Source organism: Vibrio scophthalmi (assembly GCF_040869025.1).
In the GTDB taxonomy this organism is placed as follows: Bacteria; Pseudomonadota; Gammaproteobacteria; order Enterobacterales; family Vibrionaceae; genus Vibrio; species Vibrio scophthalmi.
On the sequence record NZ_CP134271.1, the window covers coordinates 2687626 to 2712243 of the forward strand.

General features: G+C 45.8%; 18 protein-coding genes. 7 read left to right on the forward strand and 11 right to left on the reverse strand.

The window, feature by feature from the left end; all coding sequences use genetic code 11:
• Positions 1–26: 26 nt before the first annotated feature.
• Positions 27–566 (reverse strand): ferredoxin-type protein NapF, encoded by a 540-nt coding sequence (napF, locus tag RJD38_RS12330; protein ID WP_065545450.1) that lies wholly within the window; start codon positions 564–566, stop codon positions 27–29.
• The gene (locus tag RJD38_RS12335) at positions 567–1151 is read right to left on the reverse strand and encodes a TorD/DmsD family molecular chaperone (RefSeq protein ID WP_065545449.1); all 585 of its coding nucleotides are present in this window, start codon (positions 1149–1151) and stop codon (positions 567–569) included.
• Between the two features lie 308 nt (positions 1152–1459).
• Between RJD38_RS12335 and RJD38_RS12340 the strand changes: the two genes are divergently transcribed.
• The 3 genes from RJD38_RS12340 to RJD38_RS12350 are packed head-to-tail and all read left to right on the forward strand — an operon-like array spanning position 1460 to position 5378.
• Entirely contained in the window at positions 1460–3904 is a 2445-nt protein-coding gene (locus RJD38_RS12340) for a DmsA/YnfE/YnfF family dimethyl sulfoxide reductase (protein WP_065545448.1), read from the forward strand.
• A 9-nt stretch (positions 3905–3913) separates the two neighbouring features.
• Positions 3914–4531 (forward strand): DMSO/selenate family reductase complex B subunit, encoded by a 618-nt coding sequence (locus RJD38_RS12345; RefSeq protein WP_005594692.1) that lies wholly within the window; start codon positions 3914–3916, stop codon positions 4529–4531.
• Between the two features lies 1 nt (position 4532).
• Positions 4533–5378 carry a DmsC/YnfH family molybdoenzyme membrane anchor subunit gene (locus RJD38_RS12350; RefSeq protein WP_065545447.1) on the forward strand — a complete coding sequence of 282 codons (846 nt, stop codon included), beginning with the start codon at positions 4533–4535 and terminating at the stop codon, positions 5376–5378.
• 105 nt (positions 5379–5483) lie between these two features.
• Here the strand turns inward: RJD38_RS12350 and RJD38_RS12355 are convergent, their stop codons facing one another.
• The 3 genes from RJD38_RS12355 to RJD38_RS12365 form a co-directional block, all read right to left on the reverse strand.
• Positions 5484–5735, reverse strand: a complete 252-nt coding sequence (locus tag RJD38_RS12355) for a DUF3081 family protein (RefSeq protein WP_005594694.1) — start codon at positions 5733–5735, stop codon at positions 5484–5486.
• 281 nt (positions 5736–6016) lie between these two features.
• Positions 6017–8170: a phosphate acetyltransferase gene (pta, locus tag RJD38_RS12360; RefSeq protein ID WP_005594696.1), complete on the reverse strand. Its 2154-nt coding sequence runs from the start codon at positions 8168–8170 to the stop codon at positions 6017–6019.
• 135 nt (positions 8171–8305) lie between these two features.
• A complete protein-coding gene (locus RJD38_RS12365; RefSeq protein WP_005594698.1) occupies positions 8306–9502 on the reverse strand; it encodes an acetate kinase in 1197 nt (398 codons plus the stop codon).
• A 362-nt stretch (positions 9503–9864) separates the two neighbouring features.
• Between RJD38_RS12365 and yfbV the strand changes: the two genes are divergently transcribed.
• Complete coding sequence (gene yfbV, locus RJD38_RS12370; RefSeq protein ID WP_005594701.1) at positions 9865–10317, forward strand: terminus macrodomain insulation protein YfbV; 453 nt, start codon at positions 9865–9867, stop codon at positions 10315–10317.
• A gap of 280 nt (positions 10318–10597) precedes the next feature.
• On the opposite strand, the gene ald is transcribed toward yfbV, so the two are convergent.
• Positions 10598–11722, reverse strand: a complete 1125-nt coding sequence (gene ald / locus RJD38_RS12375; RefSeq protein ID WP_065545446.1) for an alanine dehydrogenase — start codon at positions 11720–11722, stop codon at positions 10598–10600.
• A 156-nt stretch (positions 11723–11878) separates the two neighbouring features.
• Here ald and lrp point away from each other — a divergent pair, with 156 nt between their 5' ends.
• Together lrp and RJD38_RS12385 are read left to right on the forward strand one after the other, a co-directional pair.
• Positions 11879–12373, forward strand: a complete 495-nt coding sequence (gene lrp, locus RJD38_RS12380; protein ID WP_006710825.1) for a leucine-responsive transcriptional regulator Lrp — start codon at positions 11879–11881, stop codon at positions 12371–12373.
• A 243-nt stretch (positions 12374–12616) separates the two neighbouring features.
• Entirely contained in the window at positions 12617–15658 is a 3042-nt protein-coding gene (locus RJD38_RS12385) for a DNA translocase FtsK 4TM domain-containing protein (protein WP_065545445.1), read from the forward strand.
• Between the two features lie 419 nt (positions 15659–16077).
• On the opposite strand, the gene dsbB is transcribed toward RJD38_RS12385, so the two are convergent.
• Positions 16078–16599: a disulfide bond formation protein DsbB gene (gene dsbB, locus RJD38_RS12390; RefSeq protein WP_005594708.1), complete on the reverse strand. Its 522-nt coding sequence runs from the start codon at positions 16597–16599 to the stop codon at positions 16078–16080.
• A gap of 82 nt (positions 16600–16681) precedes the next feature.
• Complete coding sequence (gene nhaB / locus RJD38_RS12395; protein ID WP_005594710.1) at positions 16682–18268, reverse strand: Na(+)/H(+) antiporter NhaB; 1587 nt, start codon at positions 18266–18268, stop codon at positions 16682–16684.
• Between the two features lie 636 nt (positions 18269–18904).
• Here nhaB and fadR point away from each other — a divergent pair.
• On the forward strand, positions 18905–19744 hold the full coding sequence (fadR, locus tag RJD38_RS12400) for a fatty acid metabolism transcriptional regulator FadR (protein WP_367971339.1): 840 nt from the start codon (positions 18905–18907) through the stop codon (positions 19742–19744).
• 83 nt (positions 19745–19827) lie between these two features.
• On the opposite strand, the gene RJD38_RS12405 is transcribed toward fadR, so the two are convergent.
• The 3 genes from RJD38_RS12405 to norR all read right to left on the reverse strand — a co-directional run bounded on the left by RJD38_RS12405 (position 19828) and on the right by norR (position 24492).
• On the reverse strand, positions 19828–20904 hold the full coding sequence (locus RJD38_RS12405; protein ID WP_065545444.1) for a hybrid-cluster NAD(P)-dependent oxidoreductase: 1077 nt from the start codon (positions 20902–20904) through the stop codon (positions 19828–19830).
• 160 nt (positions 20905–21064) lie between these two features.
• Positions 21065–22726: a hydroxylamine reductase gene (hcp, locus tag RJD38_RS12410; protein WP_065545443.1), complete on the reverse strand. Its 1662-nt coding sequence runs from the start codon at positions 22724–22726 to the stop codon at positions 21065–21067.
• Between the two features lie 206 nt (positions 22727–22932).
• The gene (gene norR, locus RJD38_RS12415) at positions 22933–24492 is read right to left on the reverse strand and encodes a nitric oxide reductase transcriptional regulator NorR (RefSeq protein ID WP_065545442.1); all 1560 of its coding nucleotides are present in this window, start codon (positions 24490–24492) and stop codon (positions 22933–22935) included.
• Between the last annotated feature and the right edge of the window lie 126 nt (positions 24493–24618).

Sequence of the window (24618 nt, forward strand, 5' to 3'; positions counted from 1 at the left end):
TACGAATCGGTATTATGTTAGCAAGGCTAATGGCTTGCGCAGAGAGAAATTGCCCCGATGTAACAACTAGAGACACATTCCCCACAGCCGTTACAGTTATCATTTAGCGTAGGCAACTGATTTGGCTGCAGCTCAATGGCACTGCGAGGACAGTCTTCATAGCACTCTTCACAATTACCGAATAATCGGGCATTGCAGCTATTAGTGAATTTAGGCCTCAAGCCTGTATCAATCGTATTGAGAGGATTTAGTGCTTGCGTGTCGCAGGCATGAATACACTTTTGGCAAAATGTGCAGTGATTTAAGCTGAGATCCAATTCTGGTCCACGAGAAGAGAGGTTAATCACGCCTTGAGGACAAGCCGCTGCACACTCGCCACATTGATTACATAAACGGTCAAACAGCGACTCTTCCACCGCTCCGAGTGGGCGACCAACGTTAATGGCGGGAGCGTCTGGTGTTTCAAATGTTTGGCTGACGCCGCGAGTCGCAGCTCTAAAAAAACCACGGCGACTGGTATCAATATCGCTTTTCTCTGCCATTACCTCGTCACTGTTTGTGCTCATTTATTCCGTCTCTTGCCAGTAGTTACGGCGCTCAGCAATCACCAATTGTTGATCTTCACAGTAATACTCTAACCACCCTAATGAGAATTCAGCCAGCTGCGCGTAGAAAGCCGTTTCGGCATTATTTTGCATGGCTGTAAGCATATAAGGTGCAAACGGCATAAGGTGTTGACTGAGTATTTGGTTCGCACCAGCTACATCATCTTGTTCTAAAAGCAGAGAAGTTAACATGAACATTAGGCCAATATGGTCTTCTGGCTCTCTTAACCCTGTGTCACATTGTAGGCCTTTATCGCGAATAAACTCACGAAATTCTAAAGTCGATGAACCAAATAAAGCGTTCTCTTTATCGAGATAAGCTGATCCCCATGGAGGAGAGGGCATATCACCACTACCTTGTAGTAGTTGAAAAAAATCCGCTTCAAGTAAATCGGCCTCACATTGCTGTGATGACTCTGCAATATTCTTTAATATTTTGTCATCTTGAGCTGAGAAGCTATTGAGGATGCTTTGCGCGGTTTCTGAAGTCGGTGAGTGAAAAAGTAGACCGCCGATTAAGCGAAAAAGGGTTGATTCATTGTGCATAGGATAAGTTTCTGAGTGTTTTCGCAGAGAATAGCGAGTTACGCTTCATAATGAAATGCGCTTAATCAATAAATCAAATGCAATAATTTGCTCCTAATAATGCGAAGCATTTCGATATTATGTTTCAATAAATGTTAACTAGTTCAAAAATATGATCGGGGTCTCATTTTTGAATCAGGGTGGGATGTTTTGTGAGTAGCACGCAAAAATAGTTGATTAAGCGCAATATTAACCTTACTACTTAAGGGGTAAAAGAAGGGCAGCAAAGACCAAAGAGTCTTTTCTCACAACCAATGAGAAATTGTCCTATGAAAAAAACACTGAAAGCATTAATAACTGGTGGCCTGACGAGACGTGATTTTATCAAGTCTTCAAGTGCTGTTGGTGGTCTGGCTGCCACAGCCAGTGCAATCTCACTTCCTTTTAAATCTAGCCCTGTTGCTGCCGCTACTAACGACGCGATTGAAGAAAAAATTGTGTGGAGTGCGTGTACGGTAAACTGTGGTAGCCGTTGTCCTTTACGTATGCATGTTGTAGACGGCGAAATTAAATGGGTTGAAACCGATAATACCGGTGATGATGAATACGGTAATCACCAAGTACGTGCGTGCCTACGTGGTCGTTCAATGCGACGTCGTGTCTACAATCCGGATCGATTAAAGTACCCGATGAAACGTGTTGGTAATCGTGGTGAAGGTAAATTCAAGCGCATCACTTGGGAAGAAGCGTACGATGAAATTGCCAACAACATGAAACGCATCATTAAAGAGCACGGTAACGAAGCTATTTACCTAAACTACGGCACGGGTACGCTAGGCGGTACCGTCACTAAGTCGTGGCCACCGGCAGGCTCTTTGATCGCGCGTATGATGAACCTAAGCGGCGGCTATTTAAACCATTACGGTGATTATTCAACTGCGCAAATCAAAGAAGGTCTTAATTACACCTATGGTGGTTGGGGCGCTGGTAACTCATTCTCTGATCTTGAAAATACCAAGCTTATCGTGCAATTCGGTAACAACCCTGCTGAAACACGCATGTCGGGCGGCGGTCTGATTCACCATTTGATGGAATCTAAAGAGCGCTCACAAGCTCGTATGATCATGATTGACCCTCGCTACACTGATACCGCGGGTGGTCGTGAAGATGAATGGATCCCAATTCGTCCGGGAACCGACGCTGCATTCATTGCTGCGATGGCTTACGTAATGATCAAAGAAGAGTTGGTTGATCAGCCATTCCTTGATAAATACTGTGTTGGTTATGATGAGAAAACCCTACCAGCATCAGCGCCGGCTAAAAGTGATTACAAGTCGTACATTTTAGGTGAAGGCCCAGATGGCATAGAAAAGACACCAGAGTGGGCGGCGAAAATCACAGGCATCCCAGTTGATACCATCATTAAAACCGCACGTGAAATTGGTTCGACTAAGCCTTGTGCTGTGCTTCAAGGCTGGGGCCTTCAACGTACTGCCAATGGTGAGATTGCATCTCGTGCTATCGCAATGTTAGCGCTCTTGACTGGTAACGTAGGTATTCACGGTGGTGGTACTGGTGCGCGTGAGTCAGATTACAATATTCCGTTTGTTCGTTTCCCTACCTTAACTAACCCAGTTGCGGCTTCAATCCCGATGTTCTTATGGACAGATGCGATTGTTCGCGGCACGGAAATGACTGATCTACGTGATGGTGTTCGTGGTGTTGAGAAGCTACGCTCGCCAATTAAGATGATCTGGAACTATGCAGGCAACTGCTTGATTAACCAGCACTCAGATATCAACAAAACTCACGATATTCTGCAAGATGATAAAGCGTGTGAACTAATCGTTGTTATCGATAACCATATGACTTCTTCGGCGAAATACGCTGATATTGTTCTGCCTGACTTAACAACATCTGAGCAAGCCGATTTCTGTATGGATACTAAGGCGGCCAACATGCCTTACTTTATCTTCGCTGATAAGGCGATTGAGCCTCAGTTTGAAGCAAAAGGCATCTACGAGATCTGTTCTGAAATTTCCATGCGAATGGGTGTGGGGGAAGCGTTTACTGAAGGTCGTGATCAAGAAGGTTGGTTGCGTCATCTTTACGCACTAACTCGCGAACAAGACCCAACCTTACCAGATTTTGAAACCATGCGTGAAATGGGTATCTACAAGCGTCGTGATCCTAATGGCCACTTTGTTGCCTACAAAGCGTTCCGTGAAAATCCAGAGCAGAATCCACTCACAACGCCATCAGGCAAAATTGAGATTTACTCAGAGCGCTTGGCACACTTGGCTGCTACGTGGGAATTGCAAGAAGATGAAGTGATTCACCCTCTACCAATTTACGTGTCAACTTTTGATGGTTGGGACTCTAAAAAGCGTCAAACCTTCCCACTGCAATTGACCGGTTTCCATTACAAAGCTCGTTGTCACTCAACTTACGGTAACGTTGATATTATCAAAGAAGCGGCACGACAAGAGATGTGGATTAACCCGTTAGATGCGCAGTCTCGTGGCATTGAAAATGGTGATTTGATCCGTATTTTTAATGACCGTGGCGAAGTCCATATTCCGGCTAAAGTCACCCCACGTATGATGCCGGGCGTGGTTGCGCTAGGCGAGGGGGCTTGGTACGCACCAGATAAGAATAAAGTGGATAAAGGTGGTTGTATTAACGTTTTGACGTCTCAGCGTCCGAGTCCGCTGGCTAAGGGTAACCCTCAGCACACTAACTTAGTAGACGTTCAACTGGTGAAGAAGGCATAAGGTTAAATCATGAAACAATACGGCTTTTATATTGATTCAAGTAAGTGCACCGGTTGTAAAACGTGTCAGCTTTCTTGTAAAGACAACAAAGATCTCGATGTGGGTGTGAACTTCCGTCGCGTATATGAGTACGCTGGCGGTAACTGGGTAGAAGATAACGGTACATGGCGTCAGGACGTATTTTCTTACTACGTATCAATGGCATGTAACCATTGTACGAAACCTGCGTGTACTAAGGTTTGCCCAAGTGGTGCAATGCATAAACGTGCAGAAGATGGCTTTGTCGTCGTAGACACTGAGAAGTGTATCGGCTGTCAGTACTGCGGCATGGCGTGTCCTTATGGCGCTCCGCAATACAACAAAGAAAAAGGTCACATGACTAAGTGCGACGGCTGCTACGAGCGTGTCGCTGAGGGTTTGCAACCAATCTGCGTTGACTCTTGCCCACTGCGTGCGCTGGAATTTGGCCCGATTGCCGAGCTGCGTGCTAAATACGGTGACTTTGCTGAAGTGGCTCCACTGCCGAAAGCATCGTTAACGCAACCAAACATTATCATCAAACCAAACCGCCATGCGCGTCCTTGTGGGGATACCACAGGCCACTTGGCTAACCCGAAGGAGGTTTAATATGGCATGGCATGAATGGCCGCTCATCGTATTTACGGTGTTAGCGCAAACTTCGGTAGGTGCGTTTTTGGTGTTAGCAGCAATGCTTTTATTTAAGCGTTTGTCAGAGCCGACGGAAACTCGTCTACATAAAGCGATGTTTGGCCTATGGGCAATTATGGGTTTAGGCTTCTTAGCTTCAGTTATGCACCTTGGTAGCCCTTTCCGTGCAATGAACGCTTTGAATATGGTGGGCAGCTCTTGGCTATCTAATGAGATCGCGTCTGGCAGTGTGTTCTTTGCTCTCGGTGGTCTGTTCTGGCTGTTGTCCGTATTGGACAAAGGCAGTGTCGCGCTACGTAAAGCTCTGATGATTGGTGCGATGGTGGTTGGCGTGATCTTCATGTACTCAATGACGATGGTGTACATGATTGATACGGTACCAACGTGGTTCACATGGCTAACGCCAGCAGCGTTTGGCTTGACCATGGTTGTGAGCGGTTTGGCACTGGCGCATACTCTATTAGCGGCTGCAAAGCATGACAATGATTGTGCTGACAAAGCGCTGTCAGTAGCTGGTCTTATTGGCTTGTTTGCGGTTGTGATTGTGGCAATGCAATTGTCAGTTCATCTTGGAGAAGTACAAACGAGTGTAACCTCAGCATTGGCCGTTCTTCCTGATTATGCTGCCGTACAAGCGACACGCTTAGTGTTGCTCTCGATTGGCATGTTGCTATGGTTACTACCAATCATTCGCCGCAAGCCAGTGACCGTGGGTCCAATGGCGATTGCTTTTGCACTTATTGTGGTTGCTGAACTGCTAGGTCGTAGTGTGTTTTACGGCATGCATATCACCGCTGGCGTATAAACTCGAGCCGTGATGAGCTAACGCATTAGCTTTTAAGCACTAAACAATATACACAAAACAATATACACGAACCCAAAGCCCCGCAGAGCAATCTCGCGGGGCTTTTTATTTCGCTAAAATATCAAGTTGGCGTAGAAAGGATGATTTGTGGTTTTCTTGGTCATAATTGAGCTGATAGGTGTTGTGAAAGCCCATCGAAAGCTCAACGCCTTTGCCCTTTAGATAGACGTTATACCCATCGTAATCGGAAAATGCTTCGATGCCTAAGTAGCTTTTTCCAAGCTCCGTTTTACAACCGTTACGCATCACACATTCATACGCTAATAAAATCACATTGGAGTCGAGGTCGTTCTTCATTGTGCTCTCCCAACAAAGTTAAATTTAATTTTAGTTGGCCACTATAAATGTTTCGCTGTTCAAATCAGTATGGCTAACGAGCGCAAACCCTACCAGCCTAACGAGCAATATCAGTGCTCGGTGCTTTTACTTGGCCTAAGTTTATACGTAGCTAAACCGCTCTGAGTTTTGCGTGGGAAGGGAAAAGGGTGACAGTGGATAAGGGGGAAAATACAGGTACAAAAAAGCCCCCAAAGTTGGAGGCTTTTAATTACTTAATTCATCGGTGAATTAGGTAACGATTATTTGTTCGCTTGCTCAGCTTGATCTGCTTGGATAGCCGTTAGTGCAACTGTGTACACGATATCGTCTACTAGCGCGCCACGAGACAAGTCGTTTACAGGCTTGCGCATACCCTGCAGCATTGGACCGATAGAAACTAGGTCAGCTGAACGTTGTACTGCTTTGTAAGTCGTGTTACCAGTGTTTAGATCTGGGAATACGAATACAGTCGCTTTACCAGCTACTGGAGAGTTAGGAGCTTTAGAAGCTGCTACGTTTTCCATGATTGCTGCGTCGTACTGTAGAGGACCGTCGATGATTAGGTCAGGACGTTTCTCTTGAGCGAGTTTAGTTGCTTCACGTACTTTATCAACGTCTGCACCCTTACCAGATTCACCAGTAGAGTAAGAGATCATTGCTACGCGTGGTTCGATACCAAATGCTGCTGCAGAGTCAGCAGATTGGATAGCGATTTCAGCAAGCTGTTCAGCCGTTGGATCTGGGTTGATCGCACAGTCACCGTAAACCAATACTTGGTCAGGTAGTAGCATGAAGAACACAGAAGATACGATTGACGCATCAGGCGCAGTTTTGATGATTTGGAACGGAGGAACGATAGTGTTTGCTGTGGTATGAACCGCACCAGAAACTAGACCGTCAACTTCGTTGTTCTCAAGCATCATTGTGCCTAGGAATACTGAATCTTGTAGCTTCTCACGAGCCACAACTTCAGTCATGCCTTTCGCGCCACGTAGTTCAACTAGACGAGCAACGTAGTTTTCACGAACTGCATCTGAATCGATGATTGTTACGCCAGCACCTAGTTCAACGCCTTGTTGCGCTGCAACGCGACGGATTTCTTCTGGGTTACCTAGCAGCACACATTCAGCGATACCGCGCTCAGCACAGATAGCCGCAGCTTTAACTGTACGTGGCTCATCACCTTCAGGAAGTACGATACGCTTACCAGCTTTACGAGCGAACTCAGTAAGTTGGTAACGGAATGCTGGTGGGCTTAGACGACGAGACTTTTGCGTGCCTTCAGTCATAGACTCAATCCAGTTGCCGTCGATGTGACCTGCAACGTGATCGTTAATGAATTCGATGCGCTCTTTATCGTCCGCTGGAACTTCGATGCTGAAGCTTTGTAGGTTCAGCGAAGTCTGCCAAGTGTTACCTTGTGCTTTGAAGATTGGCAGGCCAGTATCGAATGCAGGTTTACATAGACCTTCAATTTCTTGAGGGATGTCGTAACCGCCAGTCAATAGGATTGCGCCGATTTCTACGCCGTTCATTGCTGCTAGTGCCGCTGCAACGATAACGTCAGGACGGTCAGCAGAAGTAACAAGTAGAGAACCTGGTTTAAAGTGCTCAATCATGTTTGGTAGTGAACGTGCACAGAACGTGATGCTCTTGATGCGACGAGTGTTGATATCACCAGCGTTGATGATGTCAGCGTTTAGGTGTTGAGCCATATCGATCGCGCGAGTTGCGATTAGATCGATTGACCAAGGCACACAACCAAGTACACGAATTGGAGAAGTGTTGAAGATTTCCATCACTTTCATTTCGTTAGTTTGTGCGCTGTCTGCATCGTCAAACATTTCTGATAGGTCTGGACGAGTACGGCCAGCTTCATCTACAGGAGCGTTAAGCTTGTTGATGATAACACCAGAGATGTTTTTGTTCTTAGTACCACCGAAGTTAGAACATGCTACTTCGATACGCTCTTTAAGCTGAGCTGGGTTGTCTAGACCAGGAGTCGCAACAAGTACGATCTCTGCGCCAAGCGTTGCCGCGATTTCCGCGTTCACTTGGTTAGCGAATGGGTGCTTACGAGTTGGTACTAGACCTTCGATCAAGGTTACGTCCGCATCTTTGTTGATTTGGTTGTAACGTTCAACGATAGTTTCTAGAAGCTCATCCATGTTGTCGTTACCGATTAGGCTTTCAGCAACAGACATTTGCATTGGAGTGCCGATCTTCATATCGCTGTTCGCGCCAACGATAGTTGAAGTCAGATCAGGCTGATCGCCGCCAGAACGTGGTTGTGCGATAGGCTTGTAGAAAGAAACTTTAACGCCCTTGCGCTCCATAGTGCGCAGAACACCCATGCTAACACTAGTAAGACCAACACCAGCGCTAGTAGGGATAAGCATAATAGTACGAGACATCGACTAATTACCTTACATTATTGGATTAAAAGCTCAATTACGTATTCCCTGAAGAGTTCATGGAATAGGAGTTGAGCCCCTAAATTTCTATTTATAGAAAAACTGGCCAGCCCGAAGGCTAGCCAGTTGAGTCAATTACAGACCTGCTAGACGTGCAGTGTCTTCAGCGATAACTAGCTCTTCGTTAGTAGAGATAACCATTGCTGGGATGCGGCTGTTTGCAGTAGTGATAGTACCTTCACCACCGAAACGTGCTTTAAGGTTTGCTTCGCTGTCTACTTCGATACCGAAGATAGCTAGACGGTTAAGAACCATTTCACGGATTGGGCCAGAGTTCTCGCCGATACCGCCAGTGAAAGTGATTGCGTCTAGACGACCTTCTAGAGAAGCAGTGTAACCAGCTACGTATTTAGCTAGACGGTGACAGAACACGTCCATTGCGCGAGTTGCTTCTTCTTTCTCACCGTAGTTGTCTTCAACGAAACGACAGTCTGAAGTCACTTCAGTTAGACCTTGTAGGCCAGACTCTTTAGTTAGCATGTTGTTGATTTGCTCAACAGAGTAACCTAGTGCGTCGTGTAGGTGGAAGATGATCGCAGGGTCGATATCGCCACAACGAGTACCCATTACTAGACCTTCAAGAGGAGTTAGACCCATAGAAGTATCTACAGATTGACCGTTCTTGATTGCACATACAGATGCGCCGTTACCTAGGTGACAGTTGATGATGTTAACTTCTTCAACTGGCTTGTTTAGTAGGCCTGCAACTTCACGAGTGATGAATAGGTGTGAAGTACCGTGCATGCCGTAACGACGGATGCCGTGCTCTTTGTATAGGTTGTATGGAAGAGCGTATAGGAACGACTCTTCAGGCATAGTTTGGTGGAACGCAGTGTCGAATACAGCAACGTTTTGTAGCTCAGGGAAGTTGTGTTTAGCAGCTTCGATACCGATAAGGTGAGCTGGGTTGTGAAGAGGTGCAAAAGTTGCAGCGTCTTGGATGCCCTTAAGAACTTGATCACAAATAAGTGCTGATTGAGTGAACTGCTCGCCACCGTGAACGATACGGTGACCGATCGCGCCTAGGTTAGCTTTAAGCTCTGGCTTAGAAGCAAGAATAGTTTCTACCATGAAAGATAGTGCTTCTTCGTGTGCTGCGCCTGCGCCTAGTTGAGCTTCGTGCTTACCATCAAGTTTCCACTTCATACGAGCTTCTGGAAGACCAAGACACTCAGCAAGACCTGTTAGGTGCTCAGCACCAGTCTCTGCATCAACAATTGCAAACTTAAGAGAAGAACTACCGCAGTTTAAAACTAAAACTAGCTTTGACATGTATGACTACCTGTTAATCGTCTGATAAAAATCAGTTAGGATGAAATTTAACCACAAGAATAGTCGAGTCTAGTGTAACTGCGTACCATTCTTGCTTAAAAAGCGCTTAAATCCATGTATAAAAAGAGGTCGCTTTACCATGAAAGCAACTTGTGCAATCCTTGCAGATATCTCTCAACGTTGCCTAAATTGTAAATAAGAGCAACAATGAGATTGAGGGCGTGCCAAGGATAGCGATAATAGACAAATATAACAAAAAAAATTTGAAAGAATATTAACTTTCGTCAATTTTTTACGCGTTTAGTTGAAAGTTTCAACTTATTTTGAAGTTAAGTGCCTTGTACCGGAAGTGAGAGAGTAATATGAATAATAAAGTCGGTCTCGTTCACAGCTTACGTGATGGTCAAAAGTACATGGATACTTGGCCTGTGCGCAAAGAACTCGCGCCACTGTTTCCAGAGCAGCGCATTATAAAGGCAACACGTTTTGGTATGAAGGTAATGCCAGCCGTTGCAGCTATTAGTGTGCTTACGCAAATGGTCTTTACCAATCACCAAGCGTTACCGCAAGCGGTGATAGTGGCTCTGTTTGCTATCAGCATGCCAATCCAAGGTATGTGGTGGCTAGGCAATCGCGCTAATACACAATTACCACCATCGCTTGCTGGCTGGTATCGTGAGTTGCACCAAAAAATTATTGAAAGTGGTTATGCTCTAGAACCACTAAAAGCGAAGCCTCGCTATAAAGAGTTGGCTCGCATTCTAAATCGCGCGTTTCGTCACTTAGATAAAACGTCACTTGAGCGTTGGTTCTAAAAAACGAGCTTTTAGCATCAAAGCTTTCAGCTTTGCCCCATATAGAGAGGCGAGATAGCTGTAGTTTGTGACTCGTGAAGGCGGTTGACGAAATTTAACTGTTCAACGATGTTTCAGTGAGTGGTTATTGAAATCGCTATATGAACAAAAAGACGAACAAAAAGGGTTGGCATTGCGCCAACCCTTTGTCTTTTCAGTCGTCAATGTTTATTGGCCAGTGTTTAGTGGTCAACGTTGAGAAGTCTTAAACTCTCGCTTCTCGACTCTCGATGCTCTTTAATCAGTTAAACATCTTAATCGCTTGCTCTGGCTCGATGTATTCAAGGCCAAATGCTTCGGCCACTTCCTTACAAGTGACTTTACCGTGAATCACATTGAGACCTTCCAAGAAGCCTTTATCGTCCAACAGAGCTTGGCGGTAGCCTTTATTGGCTAATTTGACTATATAAGGAAGCGTTGCATTATTCAGTGCAAAGGTTGAGGTACGCGCGACCGCGCCCGGCATGTTGGCGACACAGTAGTGCACGACATCATCGACGATATAAGTTGGATCGGCGTGAGTAGTAGCATGTGACGTTTCAAAACAACCGCCTTGGTCGATGGCGACATCAACAACGGCAGCGCCGGGTTTCATTTTGGCAATGTGCGCTTTCGTCACCAACTTTGGTGCCGCAGCGCCTGGAATTAATACCGCGCCAATAACAAGATCAGCAGATAGAACGTGTTTTTCGATGGCGTCTTCAGTTGAATACACCATTTTTGCGCGCCCTTGGAACTCTTCGTCCAATTTGCGAAGCGCATCAATGTTTCGATCGAGAATCGTTACATCGGCACGCATGCCGACGGCCATTCTGGCAGCGTTCGCACCGACCACACCCCCACCAATTACTACGATTTTGGCCGGTTCGACCCCTGGAACACCGCCAAGTAATAAACCACTGCCACCATGGGATTTTTCCAGCGTTTGGGCGCCAGCTTGAATCGACATACGTCCAGCAACTTCCGACATTGGTGCAAGTAGTGGCAAGCGACCCATATTATCTGTTACAGTCTCATATGCTATACAGACGGCTTTACTCTTGATTAGCTCATCAGTTTGTGGAAAATCTGGGGCTAGGTGTAGATAAGTAAATAATATCTGCCCCTCGCGGAGCATTGAACGCTCGGTAGCTTGAGGTTCTTTTACCTTAACGATCATTTCTGCTGTCGAGAAAACGTCAGCAGCAGTAGGAAGAATGGATGCGCCTACAGCGATGTAATCATCGTCTGAGAATCCAATGCCGGATCCGGCTAGGGTTTCAACAAAAACTTGGTGACCTTGAGACACTAGCTCGCGAACGCTGGCTGGAATCATGCCGACGCGATATTCGTGGTTCTTGATTTCCTTTGGTACGCCAATGATCATCCTGACTCCTCATTTTTTTTTGGTTGTAATAACTGTGTGTAGGGTAGTATTGTCGAATTAATATCTAGTATAAGAGCAAATGTTTAACATTTGATACTAAATATTAAAAAGATGTAGTATATATTTTTGCAAGGAAGTAATAAGGTGGAATAAAAAATGGCAGACAACAATAAGAAGCCGTCCAAGGATCTAGACCGTATCGATCGCAATATTCTTAATGAATTGCAGAAAGATGGTCGAATTTCAAACGTAGAATTATCAAAGCGTGTGGGCTTGTCACCAACACCATGTTTAGAACGTGTTCGTCGTCTCGAACGCCAAGGGTACATCACGGGTTACACTGCGTTACTTAACCCACAGTATCTTGATGCGTCTCTATTGGTGTTTGTTGAAATTACGTTAAATCGTGGTGCGCCAGATGTGTTTGAACAGTTTAATACCGCGGTACAAAAACTGGATGACATTCAAGAGTGCCACCTAGTATCAGGTGATTTTGACTATCTATTAAAAACGCGAGTAGCTGATATGGGTGCATATCGTAAGCTGCTTGGCGATACATTACTGCGTTTACCGGGTGTAAACGACACACGTACTTACGTAGTAATGGAAGAAGTAAAACAAACTAATCAGCTAGTGATCAAAACCCGCTAATTATAGTCATTGAGGAGATGAGACCAAGCTAACAACATTTGGTTAGTGAGCCTTTGGTGCCGTTAACTAGGGTCTTTTTTGGTCAATCTCCTAGATTGTTATGTGCGCAGAGTGACAGAGGTGGAATCCCTTTCGATATTCTGACGTTAGACAATTGGGTTTTTAGCTTTGATATGGTTAAATCTATAGTCCGAGTAGCTTTGCTGCTCGGGCTATTTTTTTCCTAATAAAGATAAGTAAGTTATGTTCAAAAAGAACAGCAGTAAAGTCGAAACAATTATAAAAACCGGGGAAGAGCCTCAGTCTACCCGTTTATCGGGGCCTGAACGCCTGAAAGAGTGCAGCCTTATTGTGGCAGTACTGGCGTCTATTTTGCTCTATGTTGCCTTATTAACCTTCAGTCCTGCTGATCCATCCTGGTCGCAAACGGCGTGGGCGGGAGATATTGCGAACGCTGGCGGTATCATTGGTGCCTGGTTTGCCGACACTCTGTTCTTTTCATTTGGATCACTGGCTTACACTATTCCTTTGTTAATTGTCGTCACCGCTTGGGTTTGCTTACGTAAGCGTGATGAAGATGATCCACTTGATTTGATGCTTTGGGGCACTCGTTTCCTTGGCTTCACGATTTTAGTTCTGACCAGTTGCGCTCTTGCCGATATCAACTTTGATGATATTTGGTATTTTTCCTCTGGTGGTGTGATTGGCGATGTACTGACTAGTTTGGCGCTTCCGACGCTTAATGCCCTCGGTACGACATTGGTACTACTGTTTCTTTGGGGCGCCGGTTTTACCCTCCTCACGGGCATTTCATGGTTAACGATAGTTGATTGGCTTGGCGATTCTGCGATTAAGGCATTCACACGCCTATTTAATCGTGTTCGTGGTGAACAAGATGAAGTGATGGAACCACAGCTCAAACAGGCGGATGAGTTTGAACGCGCATCTGTTAAAGCAACGGCTCAAGCGGATCATGATCAGAACAGTGAGCAGGATCATGAGCAGCCACGTCGTTACAATATTCATATGCCAGAAGCGGTCAGTGCGGTAGCAACAAGTGGTGTTGCGAATATTGCCGCGGAAAGTACTTCTGTCTCGCCGCAAGAGCAAGAAGGGTATCAGACTCAAGCGTCAACAGTGTCGGAAGATCCGTTGCATGAAACGTATCAACCTCACGAGGCGCCGAGCGCTGTGGGTTATAACGAGCAGCAGGATCAACCATATACACAACAAGATTTCACCCCACAGGAAGCCGCTCCGCAAGAAGCCCCTCACTATGATCCGGTTTCGAATGGTGAAGTTGAGCGTACGCGCCAACTTGAAGCGACGATTGAACAACTAGAGCAGGATGCGACTCAAGCGGATGATATGGCCGAACAGTTCATCCCTCCTTGGCAGCAAGAGACACTGCCGGCAGGTGCTGCTGTTATTCAGCCTACAGAACATAATCAAGCTCCGAACGAAGCGCCTTGGCAGCAAGTTGAGCCACAAACTGCACCAGAGATTGATCAAACGCAGTTGGATGAAATTACTCAGCAAGTAGAACCCAATTCTACCCATATTGAACCAACCATTAGCTCGTTTGATGTCGTAGAGCCGAGCGAACAACCGACCGCCAAACCTGCAGCCGTTGACGTGCCAATGACCGAGCCTGTGACGCTTGAACATGACAATCAAGATGAAGATGTTTCAGCATTCCAGTCAATTGTTGCTGATGCTCAAGCGAAGGTAGTTGCGAAACAAAACCCGTTCTTAGTACAACAAGAACTGAATTTACCTAAGCCGACAGAACCACTGCCGACTTTAGAGTTGCTTTACCATCCAGAGAAGCGTGAAAACTTTATCGATCGTGAAGCGTTAGAAAATATTGCTCGTTTGGTTGAATCCAAATTGGCTGATTACAAAATTCAAGCGACCGTGGTTGATATTTTCCCAGGTCCTGTGATCACCCGTTTTGAGCTTGATTTAGCACCGGGTGTCAAAGTAAGCCGTATTTCGAGCCTCTCAATGGACTTAGCTCGCTCCCTATCTGCGATGGCAGTGCGTGTGGTTGAAGTGATCCCTGGTAAGCCTTATGTCGGTCTAGAGTTGCCGAACATGAGCCGTCAAACGGTATTTTTCTCTGATGTAGTGGGAAGCCAAACCTTTATTGATGCTAAGTCACCGACGACAGTCGTCCTTGGTCAAGACATTGCCGGTGAAGCGGTTATTGCCGATATCGCAAAAATGCCACACGTATTAGTGGCGGGTACAACCGGTTCTGGTAAATCGGTCGGTGTAAACGTGATGATTCTAAGCATGCTGTATAAAGCATCGCCGGAAGATCTGCGTTTTATCATGATCGACCCGAAAATGTTGGAGTTGTCGATTTACGAAGGTATTCCACATCTATTGTCCGAAGTGGTTACTGACATGAAAGACGCGTCCAATGCACTGCGTTGGTGTGTGGGTGAGATGGAGCGTCGTTATAAGCTGATGTCGGCACTCGGTGTACGTAACATCAAAGGCTTCAATGACAAGCTGAAAATGGCAGCCGATGCTGGTCACCCAATCCATGACCCATTGTGGAAACCGGGCGATAGCATGGATGAAGAAGCGCCATTGCTAGAAAAATTGCCTTATATCGTGGTGGTGGTCGATGAATTTGCCGACCTTATTATGGTGGTGGGTAAAAAAGTTGAAGAACTGATCGCTCGTTTGGCGCAAAAAGCACGTGCAGCCGGTGTCCACTTAATTTTGGCTACTCAGCGTCCTTCGGTTGATGTTATTACTGGCTTAATTAAAGCGAACATTCCAACCCGTATTGCCTTTACCGTTTCAACCAAAACGGACTCGCGCACGATTCTTGATCAAGGCGGTGCGGAATCATTGTTAGGTATGGGTGATATGCTCTACCTAGCGCCAGGTTCAAGCCATACTGAACGTGTTCACGGTGCTTTCGCTTCGGATGATGATGTGCATGCCGTAGTGAATAACTGGAAAGCACGTGGTAAGCCAAATTACATCGAAGAAATCATCAGTGGTGAACAGGGGCCTGAAAGCCTGTTACCAGGCGAATCGATGGAAGCGGATGAGGATACTGACCCACTATTTGACCAAGTGGTTGAGCATGTTGTGCAATCACGTCGAGGTTCAGTTTCAGGTGTTCAGCGCCGCTTCAAAATTGGTTATAACCGCGCGGCACGTATTGTCGAACAACTTGAAGCTCAAGGCATCGTGAGTGCACCAGGCCACAATGGTAACCGTGAAGTGTTAGCACCAGCGCCAGGGCGCGACATGAACTAGAACAAAGCAGGCGAAAGTCTGCTTTTTAACTATCGTCAGTGAAAATGTGGACGAGAGTTAAAGTACACGATAGCAGAAGCGCAGGTTATTCCTGCGCTTTTTTATCGATGTAAAAAAGGGCTGGCATATCGCCAACCCTATCAGTCATCGCAGACCGTTAATCTCGATACTCGAAGCAAAGCGCTTTCGCTTCTAGCTTCGCCTCTCGATTCTCAAAGCGCAGCGTTCTAGCTCTAGCTTTTCGCCTCTCGATTCTCAAAGCGCAGCGTTCTAGCTCTTGCTTTTCGTCTCTCGATTCTCAAAGCGCAGCATTCTAGCTCTTGCTTTTCGTCTCTCGATTCTCAAAGCGCAGCGTTCTAGCTTTTGCTCTTCACCTCTCGATTCTCAAAGCAAAGCGCTCTCGCATCTAGCCCTTGCTTCTAGCTCTCGCTCTTAGCAAACTGTGCAACAACAATAAACGCCAGTGCAACCAGATTACCCGCAAAAATCACCACTAGCCATTGTGGCATCGAAAGCGTTAAGAATTGCCATACCACTTCTGCGCAATCACCGTAGGCTTCAAACATACCTGGAATCCATTGGTTCAGTGGTGCCCAGCTAGGGAAGGTCACGAACAGATCGCAAGTAGCAAAAGGGGATGGATTAAACTGGTACTCAACGTGCTGTAGAGCAAGCTCTAGGCCCTTGTAAGCTGTTGCTCCCCATGCCGCAAGACCCAGCCAGCGGACGAACGGATTTTGCGGTGCGATTAAGCCAATAATCGCTGCGCCACCAATACCCATCATTGCCACGCGCTCATAAATACACATCACACAAGGAGCTAACTCCATAACATGTTGGAAGTAGAGTGCACAGGCTTCAAAGAGAACGATGGCGAGCAACAAAAGAGACCAAGAGAGTCGCCCTTGCGAGAATGTTTTGAGTGTTGAGAGAAAATTCACGAGTAATGTCCTTTACAGAAATAAAAAAGCTCTGAATACTCAGAGCTTTTTAACGTGTAACAGTTCCCTAATCAAGGGAAATTTAGTGACCGCCTGTGACAGCAGCGCTCACTTCACCAACGTGTTGGCTGATCCAACCTGCATCGTAGAACCACGCAGTCGCAGGCTCTAGGAAGAACACGATGCCCGCTAGGCCAACTAGTGCTAGTACTAGGGTGTATGGCAGAGCCATGATAACCATGCGTCCGTATGATAGACGAATTAACGGTGCAAGTGCTGAAGTTAACAAGAATAGGAATGCAGCTTGACCGTTTGGTGTTGCAACAGAAGGTAGGTTAGTACCCGTGTTAATAGCAACCGCTAGTAGGTCGAATTGATCGCGAGTAATTTGACCATCGATCAGTGCAGATTTCACTTCGTTGATGTAAACCGTACCGACGAACACGTTATCCGATACCATCGATAGCAGACCGTTAGCAACGTAGAACAGAGCCAACTGAGTACCTTTGTCTTCAACGGCAAGTACCGCGTCGATAACAGGTTTAAATAACTCTTGGTCGATGATTACAGCCACAACCGCAAAGAACACGGCAAGTAGTGCAGTAAATGGCAGCGCCTCTTCAAACGCTTTACCCATCGAATGCTCTTCGATAACGCCAGTAAATGCGGTTGCAAGGATAATCACGGATAGACCGATTAGGCCAACAGCAGCAACGTGTAGTGCAAGGCCAACGATTAGCCATACTGCAATCGCACCTTGAACCCAAAGTTTTGCTACATCTTGGTTAGTACGCGTTTTGCGCTCTTCGTTATCGAAATCAACTAAAATTTGACGCACGCTATCAGGCAGCTCTGCACCGTAACCAAAGACTTTAAACTTTTCAACCATTGCACAGGTGAGCATGCCGCAGAAGAATACTGGGATGGTAACCGGCGCCATACGAATTAGGAATTCAGCGAATAACCAGTCAGCTTGGTCTGCGATGATCAAGTTTTGTGGTTCGCCTACCATGGTCATTACACCACCAAGGGCGGTACCCACACCTGCATGCATCAGTAGTGAACGAAGGAATGCGCGGTAGTTCTCAAGGTCATCACGAGTTAGCTCTGTAATGGTTTCATCTTGAGTATGGTCATGGTCACCAATTGGGTTACCAGAAGCCACTTTGTGGTAGATAGAGTAGAAACCGACTGCAACACTAATTACAACCGCAATAACGGTTAGTGCATCAAGGAAGGCAGAAAGGAATGCCGCGGCAAAACAGAATGCCATTGAAAGCAGAACTTTTGATCGAATACCAAGCAGCAGTTTAGTAAAGATGAACAGCAGTAGCTGTTTCATGAAGTAGATGCCAGCAACCATGAAAACGAGTAATAGCAGAACTTCGATGTTCGCCACCAGTTCATGTTTTACTTGATCGGCACTGGTCATTCCAATGGCGACAGCTTCAATTGCCAGTAGACCACCAGGTTGAAGAGGGTAGCACTTTAATGCCATCGCAAGAGTAAAAATAAACTCTGCAACTAATAGCCAACCTGCAACGAACGGATCGATGAAAAAGAATACGATCGGGTTGATAATAAGAAATGAGAAAATGGCAACTTTGTACCAATCAGGGGCTTTACCAAGAAAGTTCTTAATAAATGCATTTCCGAGTGACATCGGCATGATTCAATTACTCTTATATGTTGTTACGAATAGACACTGCGCACGCTTGAATTCACGTGGTCGGTAAACTTATGGCATACCGATGAAACAGCGACTTAGAAAAACAACACTCCGAAAACTGTCATGTGGTCTTGCCAAGTCACTCCCTGAGAAAGACAAGCACTTTTAACTTCGGTCGTCACTCTACTCTTCAGCGCTATTTAGTCAATCATTATGTTTATATTGACAAAATACGCGGCAATTAATTGTAAAAAACGCGAGCGAAGTGGCGTAAGGCTAGCATACGAGTTGTGATAAATTCTGTTTGCTGTCTCACGTCGTGCGAAAGCCAAGAATATGACGTTCTATTGAAGTGAAATAACCCCTTATATATCTGGGTTTTTGCGTTTTTGCAAAATAAGATTTAATAGAAATCCCTTTGTTTATGGGCGTTTCAGATATTTTAGCAGAGGTTAAAGTACTATTTTTTTAGTTTAGAGTTATAAAGAAATAATGACCCAGCCTTACCTGGATTAGTGTTATTACTCTATTATTGTTTTGCGAGAACTTTACAGTCTGTTTGTTTCCGATACGTAATAAGTAGTGGTATGATGAGTTTATCTGATCCCCCTATAAATAGAATATTGGAACAACTCAATGGTCATAAAGGCAAAGAGCCCTGCAGGATTAGCAGAAAAATACATAATCGAAAGTATTTGGAAAGGGCGCTTCCCTCCTGGTTCCATTCTTCCTGCTGAGCGTGAGCTTTCAGAGCTGATTGGTGTCACTCGAACCACACTACGTGAAGTACTTCAGCGACTTGCACGAGATGGTTGGTTGACAATCCAGCACGGTAAACCGACCAAAGTAAACCAGTTTATGGAAACTTCAGGTTTGCATATTCTCGACACTATGATGACCTTAGATGCTGAGAATGCGACTTCTATCGTAGAAGATTTGCTTGCAGCACGTACTAATATCAGCCCGATATTTATGCGTTACGCTTTCAAAGTAAATAAAGAAAGCTCAATGCGTACGATGCAAAATGTTATTGAATCTTGTGAGGCGCTTACAACCGCAGAATCATGGGATTCATTTATGACCGATTCACAATATGCTGACAAGATTCGTCAACATATTAAAGATGACGGTGAAAAAGATCCGCTTAAGCGTGAAGCTATTTTGATTGCGAAGACATTCAATTATTACGACTACATGCTATTTCAACGCCTCGCTTTCCATTCAGGCAACCAGATTTACGGTCTGATCTTCAATGGTCTGAAAAAGCTTTATGATCGTGTCGGCAGTTACTACTTCTCAAACCCACAAACGCGACTGTTGGCGTTGAAGTTTTACCGTGACTTGTACGAAGTTTGTGAAACGGGTGAGCGTGAACAGATCCCAGCGATTGTTCGTCAGTATGGTATCGACAGTGGCCACATTTGGCACCAAATGAAAACGACACTGCCAACCAACTTTACTGAAGATGACAGCTAGTAAGTCGCTTTAGCGAATTAAGTTGAATAAAAAGCCCATCATAGCAATATGATGGGCTTTTTAATGGCAAAAGAGTCGCATTGCTAGCCAATCTGCACAGCAAGATCGCTTTCAATGGTTGACGAACAGGCCAGAACATAGCCCTGTTCAATTTCTTCGGCGCTTAATGTCTCAAGGCTTGTGCTGCGCACAGAGCCGGATGTCACCTTGCATTTGCATGAACCACAAATGCCACTACGACAGGCAACAATCAGGGGCAGTCCTGCAGCCTCTAATGTGTCAGCTAACACCGCGCCTTGCTGGGCAACGACTTCTTTGCCGAACGCTTCGACAGCAACGGATACCGCTTTATCTTCCACTTGATCGTCTCGTTCTGACTCTGTTGTTGAGCTAACAGGTGTAAAACTTTCTTGAAAGAAATTGTTCATATCAAACCCCAGAGCCTGCAAGTTATCGTGTGTATCTTGCATAAACTGGCTTGGGCCGCACAGATAGACTGTTCGCTGCATTAAATCTGGCACCAATTGCAAAAGCCATTCTTTGTCTAAACGACCTTGTGGATGCGTTGTTCCGCTGGCATCTTTTAGTAGTAGTGACAACGTGAACTGTTTTTCGGTTGCAGCCATTGACTCAAGTGCATCAAAGTAGATGGTTTGTTGAGCCGACTTCGCGACATGCAAAAACTGAACATCAACATCAGCACCATTGGCTAGCCACTGCTTGGCCATTGCATAGACGGGCGTGATGCCGCAACCTGCGCTCAGCAGTAATGCTTTTTTATTATCATTGATGCGCACTGGTGGATGATCAATCGTATTGAATTCACCACTTGGCGGTAGGGCGAGTAGGGAGTCACCGACTTGAAGAGTATCAAGTAAATAGTTGGACACTTTACCGCCTTCCACTCGCTTGATGGTGAGTTGTAAATGAGATTCGCCAGCGATCGAACTAAGTGAATACGCGCGATATTCCATTTTTTGCTCAATTTCTACACCAACCGTAATGAATTGGCCGGGTTTAAAATCGAACTGGATGGAGTCAAGCGCGGCAAGTTGGCTTTCTAGCGGCGCAAGTTTAATGCTCATGGTATCGGGTGTTTCAACATACTTGTCGATGCAACGTAATTGGACGGGATGAGCTCCCTGCCATTCAAAGTACATATCTGATCTCGTTAACTATTTTCACGTAGTGGTGGCTAACGTTATGGCTAAAATGAAACTCGGCCGGATGGCTGATTAGCAGCATAACGACAAGCGCAGTGGTGTGATGGATTGAAATTGGACCAAAAAGCCTACCCTCGAATGAGGGCAGGCTACTGGATTAAGCGCCTAGAATCGCTTGTAGGTCATCTTCAACGTTTGAGATAGAACGCATATCGAACTTCTCTTGGATGATGGCCAATAGGTTGTCGGTGAGGAATGCTGGCGCGGTTGGACCGGTATAGATGCCTTTTACACCTAAAGCGAATAGGGTAAGTAGGATCACGATTGCTTTTTGTTCAAACCACGAAAGTACCAAGGTAAGCGGAAGCTCGTTGATACCACAGTCAAACTCGTTCGCCAGGGCTAATGCTAGTTGGATCGCTGAATAGGCATCGTTACATTGACCCACATCGAGTAGACGAGGAATACCGTTGATGTCGCCAAACTGGTTTTTGTTGAAGCGGAACTTACCACAAGCAAGCGTTAGGAGCAGCGTGTCTTCTGGTGCGCTAGCAGTAAAATCGGTGTAGTAACTGCGTTCTGCTTTGTCACCATCACAGCCGCCAACTAGGAAGAAGTGACGAATGTTACCTTGTTTCACTTGATCAATAACGGCAGGTGCCGCATTCATAAGCGCATTGCGACCAAACCCAACCGTGATCATCTGCTCGATCTCGTTGTGCTGGAAACCTGGTTGACTTAGAGCACATGCAATCACTGCTGAGAAATCATCACCTTCAAGATGAGCAACACCAGGCCAACCGACGATACTGCGTGTGAATAGACGGTCAGCATATTGACCCACATCTGGGTTAAGTAGGCAGTTTGATGTCATCACGATTGCGCCTGGGAAGTTAGCAAACTCTTTTTGCTGATTTTGCCATGCGCTTCCGTAGTTACCTGCAAGATGAGGGTATTTGTTCAGTTCTGGGTAACCGTGCGCAGGAAGCATTTCACCGTTGGTATAAACGTTGATGCCTTGGCCTTCGGTTTGTTGCAGAATTTTCTCTAGGTCGTGCAAGTCATGGCCTGAGACTAAAATACATTTACCTTGGCGAGTTTTTACGTTCACACTGGTTGGGGTTGGGTGACCAAAAGTCTCGGTTTCACCAAGATCAAGCATCTCCATGACTTTGTAGTTCATCAAACCGATTTCCATTGAGCACTCAAGTAGCTCATTAAGATCAGTCGGTTCAGTGCCTAGCCATGCCATGATTTTATGGTACTGCGCAAAAATAGCGGTGTCTGTTTGGCCAAGTACGCGAGCGTGTTCCATGTAAGCCGCCGCGCCTTTGAGGCCATAGAGGCAAAGAAGGCGTAAGCCTACGACATCTTCGTTGACCTGCTCTTTACCGCGGTTAACCGCTGCATTAGGTGCAAAAGCGAGGATCTGCTCTGCGTTTTCAGGTAGCTCAAAGTTCGCAACTGGGGGCGCAGATTCAAGGGTTTGGTTGGCCAGCGTTGCCGCCGCTATGGTGCTTTGCTTAAGACGATCTTTGTAGAGTGCCGCTTGGCTGGTTAGCTCCAAAATACGCTCTGGGTCGAAGTTTACGTTAGTCAATGTGGCAAAGAAAGCGCGTGGTGCCCACATATCAATTTCTTGGTCAACGATGTCAAAACGACGTGCTTGAGAAGCCCAGTAAGAAACACCTTGAAGTAGGTAAACGAGAACATCTTGAAGATCAGAGACCTCAGCGGTTTTGCCACACATGCCTTGGGCAAATGAGCAGCCTTTGATGGTTGGGGTTTGAATCGTCTGTTCACATTGAATACAGAACATAAGGGCTCTCCAGTTTACTCTAAATAATAATTGCGTGGGTCAGCAATTGTTGGCTCACACATCTGTTGTATGAAGCCTATAGAGCACAGAGTGTGCCAAAAGTTATCTTGTTGATTTTATTGTATAAATAGAATCTCACCAATCAGATTTGTTGTAATAAAGACAACGCCCTTGATGTCTTTATTACAACGTGGCGTGGCTGATCGTTAGGATTTAATCGAGAATTTTTTTCCCATTCGATATAAGTTGCCGCGATCCATTTGAAGAAAATCAGCAGCTTGTGACCATGTATTCGACGATTTGTTTAAGGCGTGCACAATTAAATCTTGTTGGTATTGCTCAACCAACAATCGCATTGGTTGACTTTCAGTAGGAAAATAGCGCGATGTGATTTTTACATCACCTCTCTCTTCTGTATCAAATTGGCTTTTTAATTCGTCAAAATGGTCGAGTTGAATTGTGGTTTTATCCTGCTGAATGGCATGTAAGGCCGCGCGTGTTAAGCAGTGTTCAAGCTCACGTATATTGCCTGGCCAAACTTGGTTTTCTAGTACTTGTAGTGCCTTCGGGTGAACATGTAGGTTCGGAGAATTAAATTGCAAACGTACTTTTTCCAGCAGGTAACCAGCCAGCACCGCTATGTCGCCCTCACGCGTACGAAGTGGAGGAACGTGAATTGGAAAAACGTTGAGACGATGGTAGAGATCAGCGCGGAAGCGACCCTGTTCAACTTCTTGTTCCAACTGGCGGTTGGTTGCGGCAACGATACGGACATTAACCGTTAAATGCTGATCACTCCCGACGCGTTGCAGTTCTCCTTGTTGAATTACTCGCAGTAACTTGGCTTGCAAGGTCAGCGGCAGTTCACCGATCTCATCAAGGAAAATAGTCCCGCCATCGGCCAATTCAAATTTACCAGATCGATGGTTGTTTGCGCCAGTGAATGCCCCTTTTACATGGCCAAACAGTTCACTCTCGGCCAAACCTTCAGGCAATGCAGCACAGTTGACGTAAATCATCGGTTTATCCGCGCGGTGAGACTGCGCGTGCAGGTTGTGCGCGACCAACTCTTTACCTGTGCCGGTTTCACCACTAATAAGCACGGCAAAATCCGATTGTGCGACGGTAGCGATATTGGTTTTTAGGCGCTCAAACTGCGGGCTAAGGCCGATCATCTCACCTTGTTGCGAGCGAGCTTGGTGGATCAGCGTTTGTGTTACGCTGCGGTGTCTACGGTTCTGCGCTTTGAGGCTTTTAAACTGGGCGATGTTACGTAACGTCGCCGCGGTTAAGGCAGCAAAGGTTGCCACTTCAACCGGATCTAAATAATCAAAGGCTCCCACGGTGAGCGCATCCATAGTTAACACGCCAACTAATTGGCCTTCTACATATAAGCTGCAGCCCAGACAGTCATGCACATCAATGGTTTGCTCTTCAGTTAGCAGTACTCCATCGAAGGGGTCAGGCAGTGAGCAATTGGCATCAAACCGCACCGGTTCACGGCTATGCATAATTTGTTCAAGGCGTGGGTGGGCGCTAGGGTAGAAGCGGCGTCCTAGGATTGAGGTGGAAAGTCCTTTAACTGCGACAGGAGTAAGAAAGCCTTGTTCATCGAGAATAAACAGCGCCGCAGCATCACAAGGAAAAACGGTACTCACGCCTTCCACAAGATGCTGATACTGCTCATCACTGGTTAGGTTAGAACTTAAATTTAAAGCAATGTTGAGTAGGGTTTGTGCAAAAGGGGATGTAGGTAAAGATGACATAGCGGCGCTCAAATAAAGTAACCCGGCTATGCTAACGGTGTGATGTCAAAAGTACATCGTGCGAATGTTAAGGATGGCGTACGTTTGATTTCGATCAAAAAAATAGCCTCGAATATATCGAGGCTA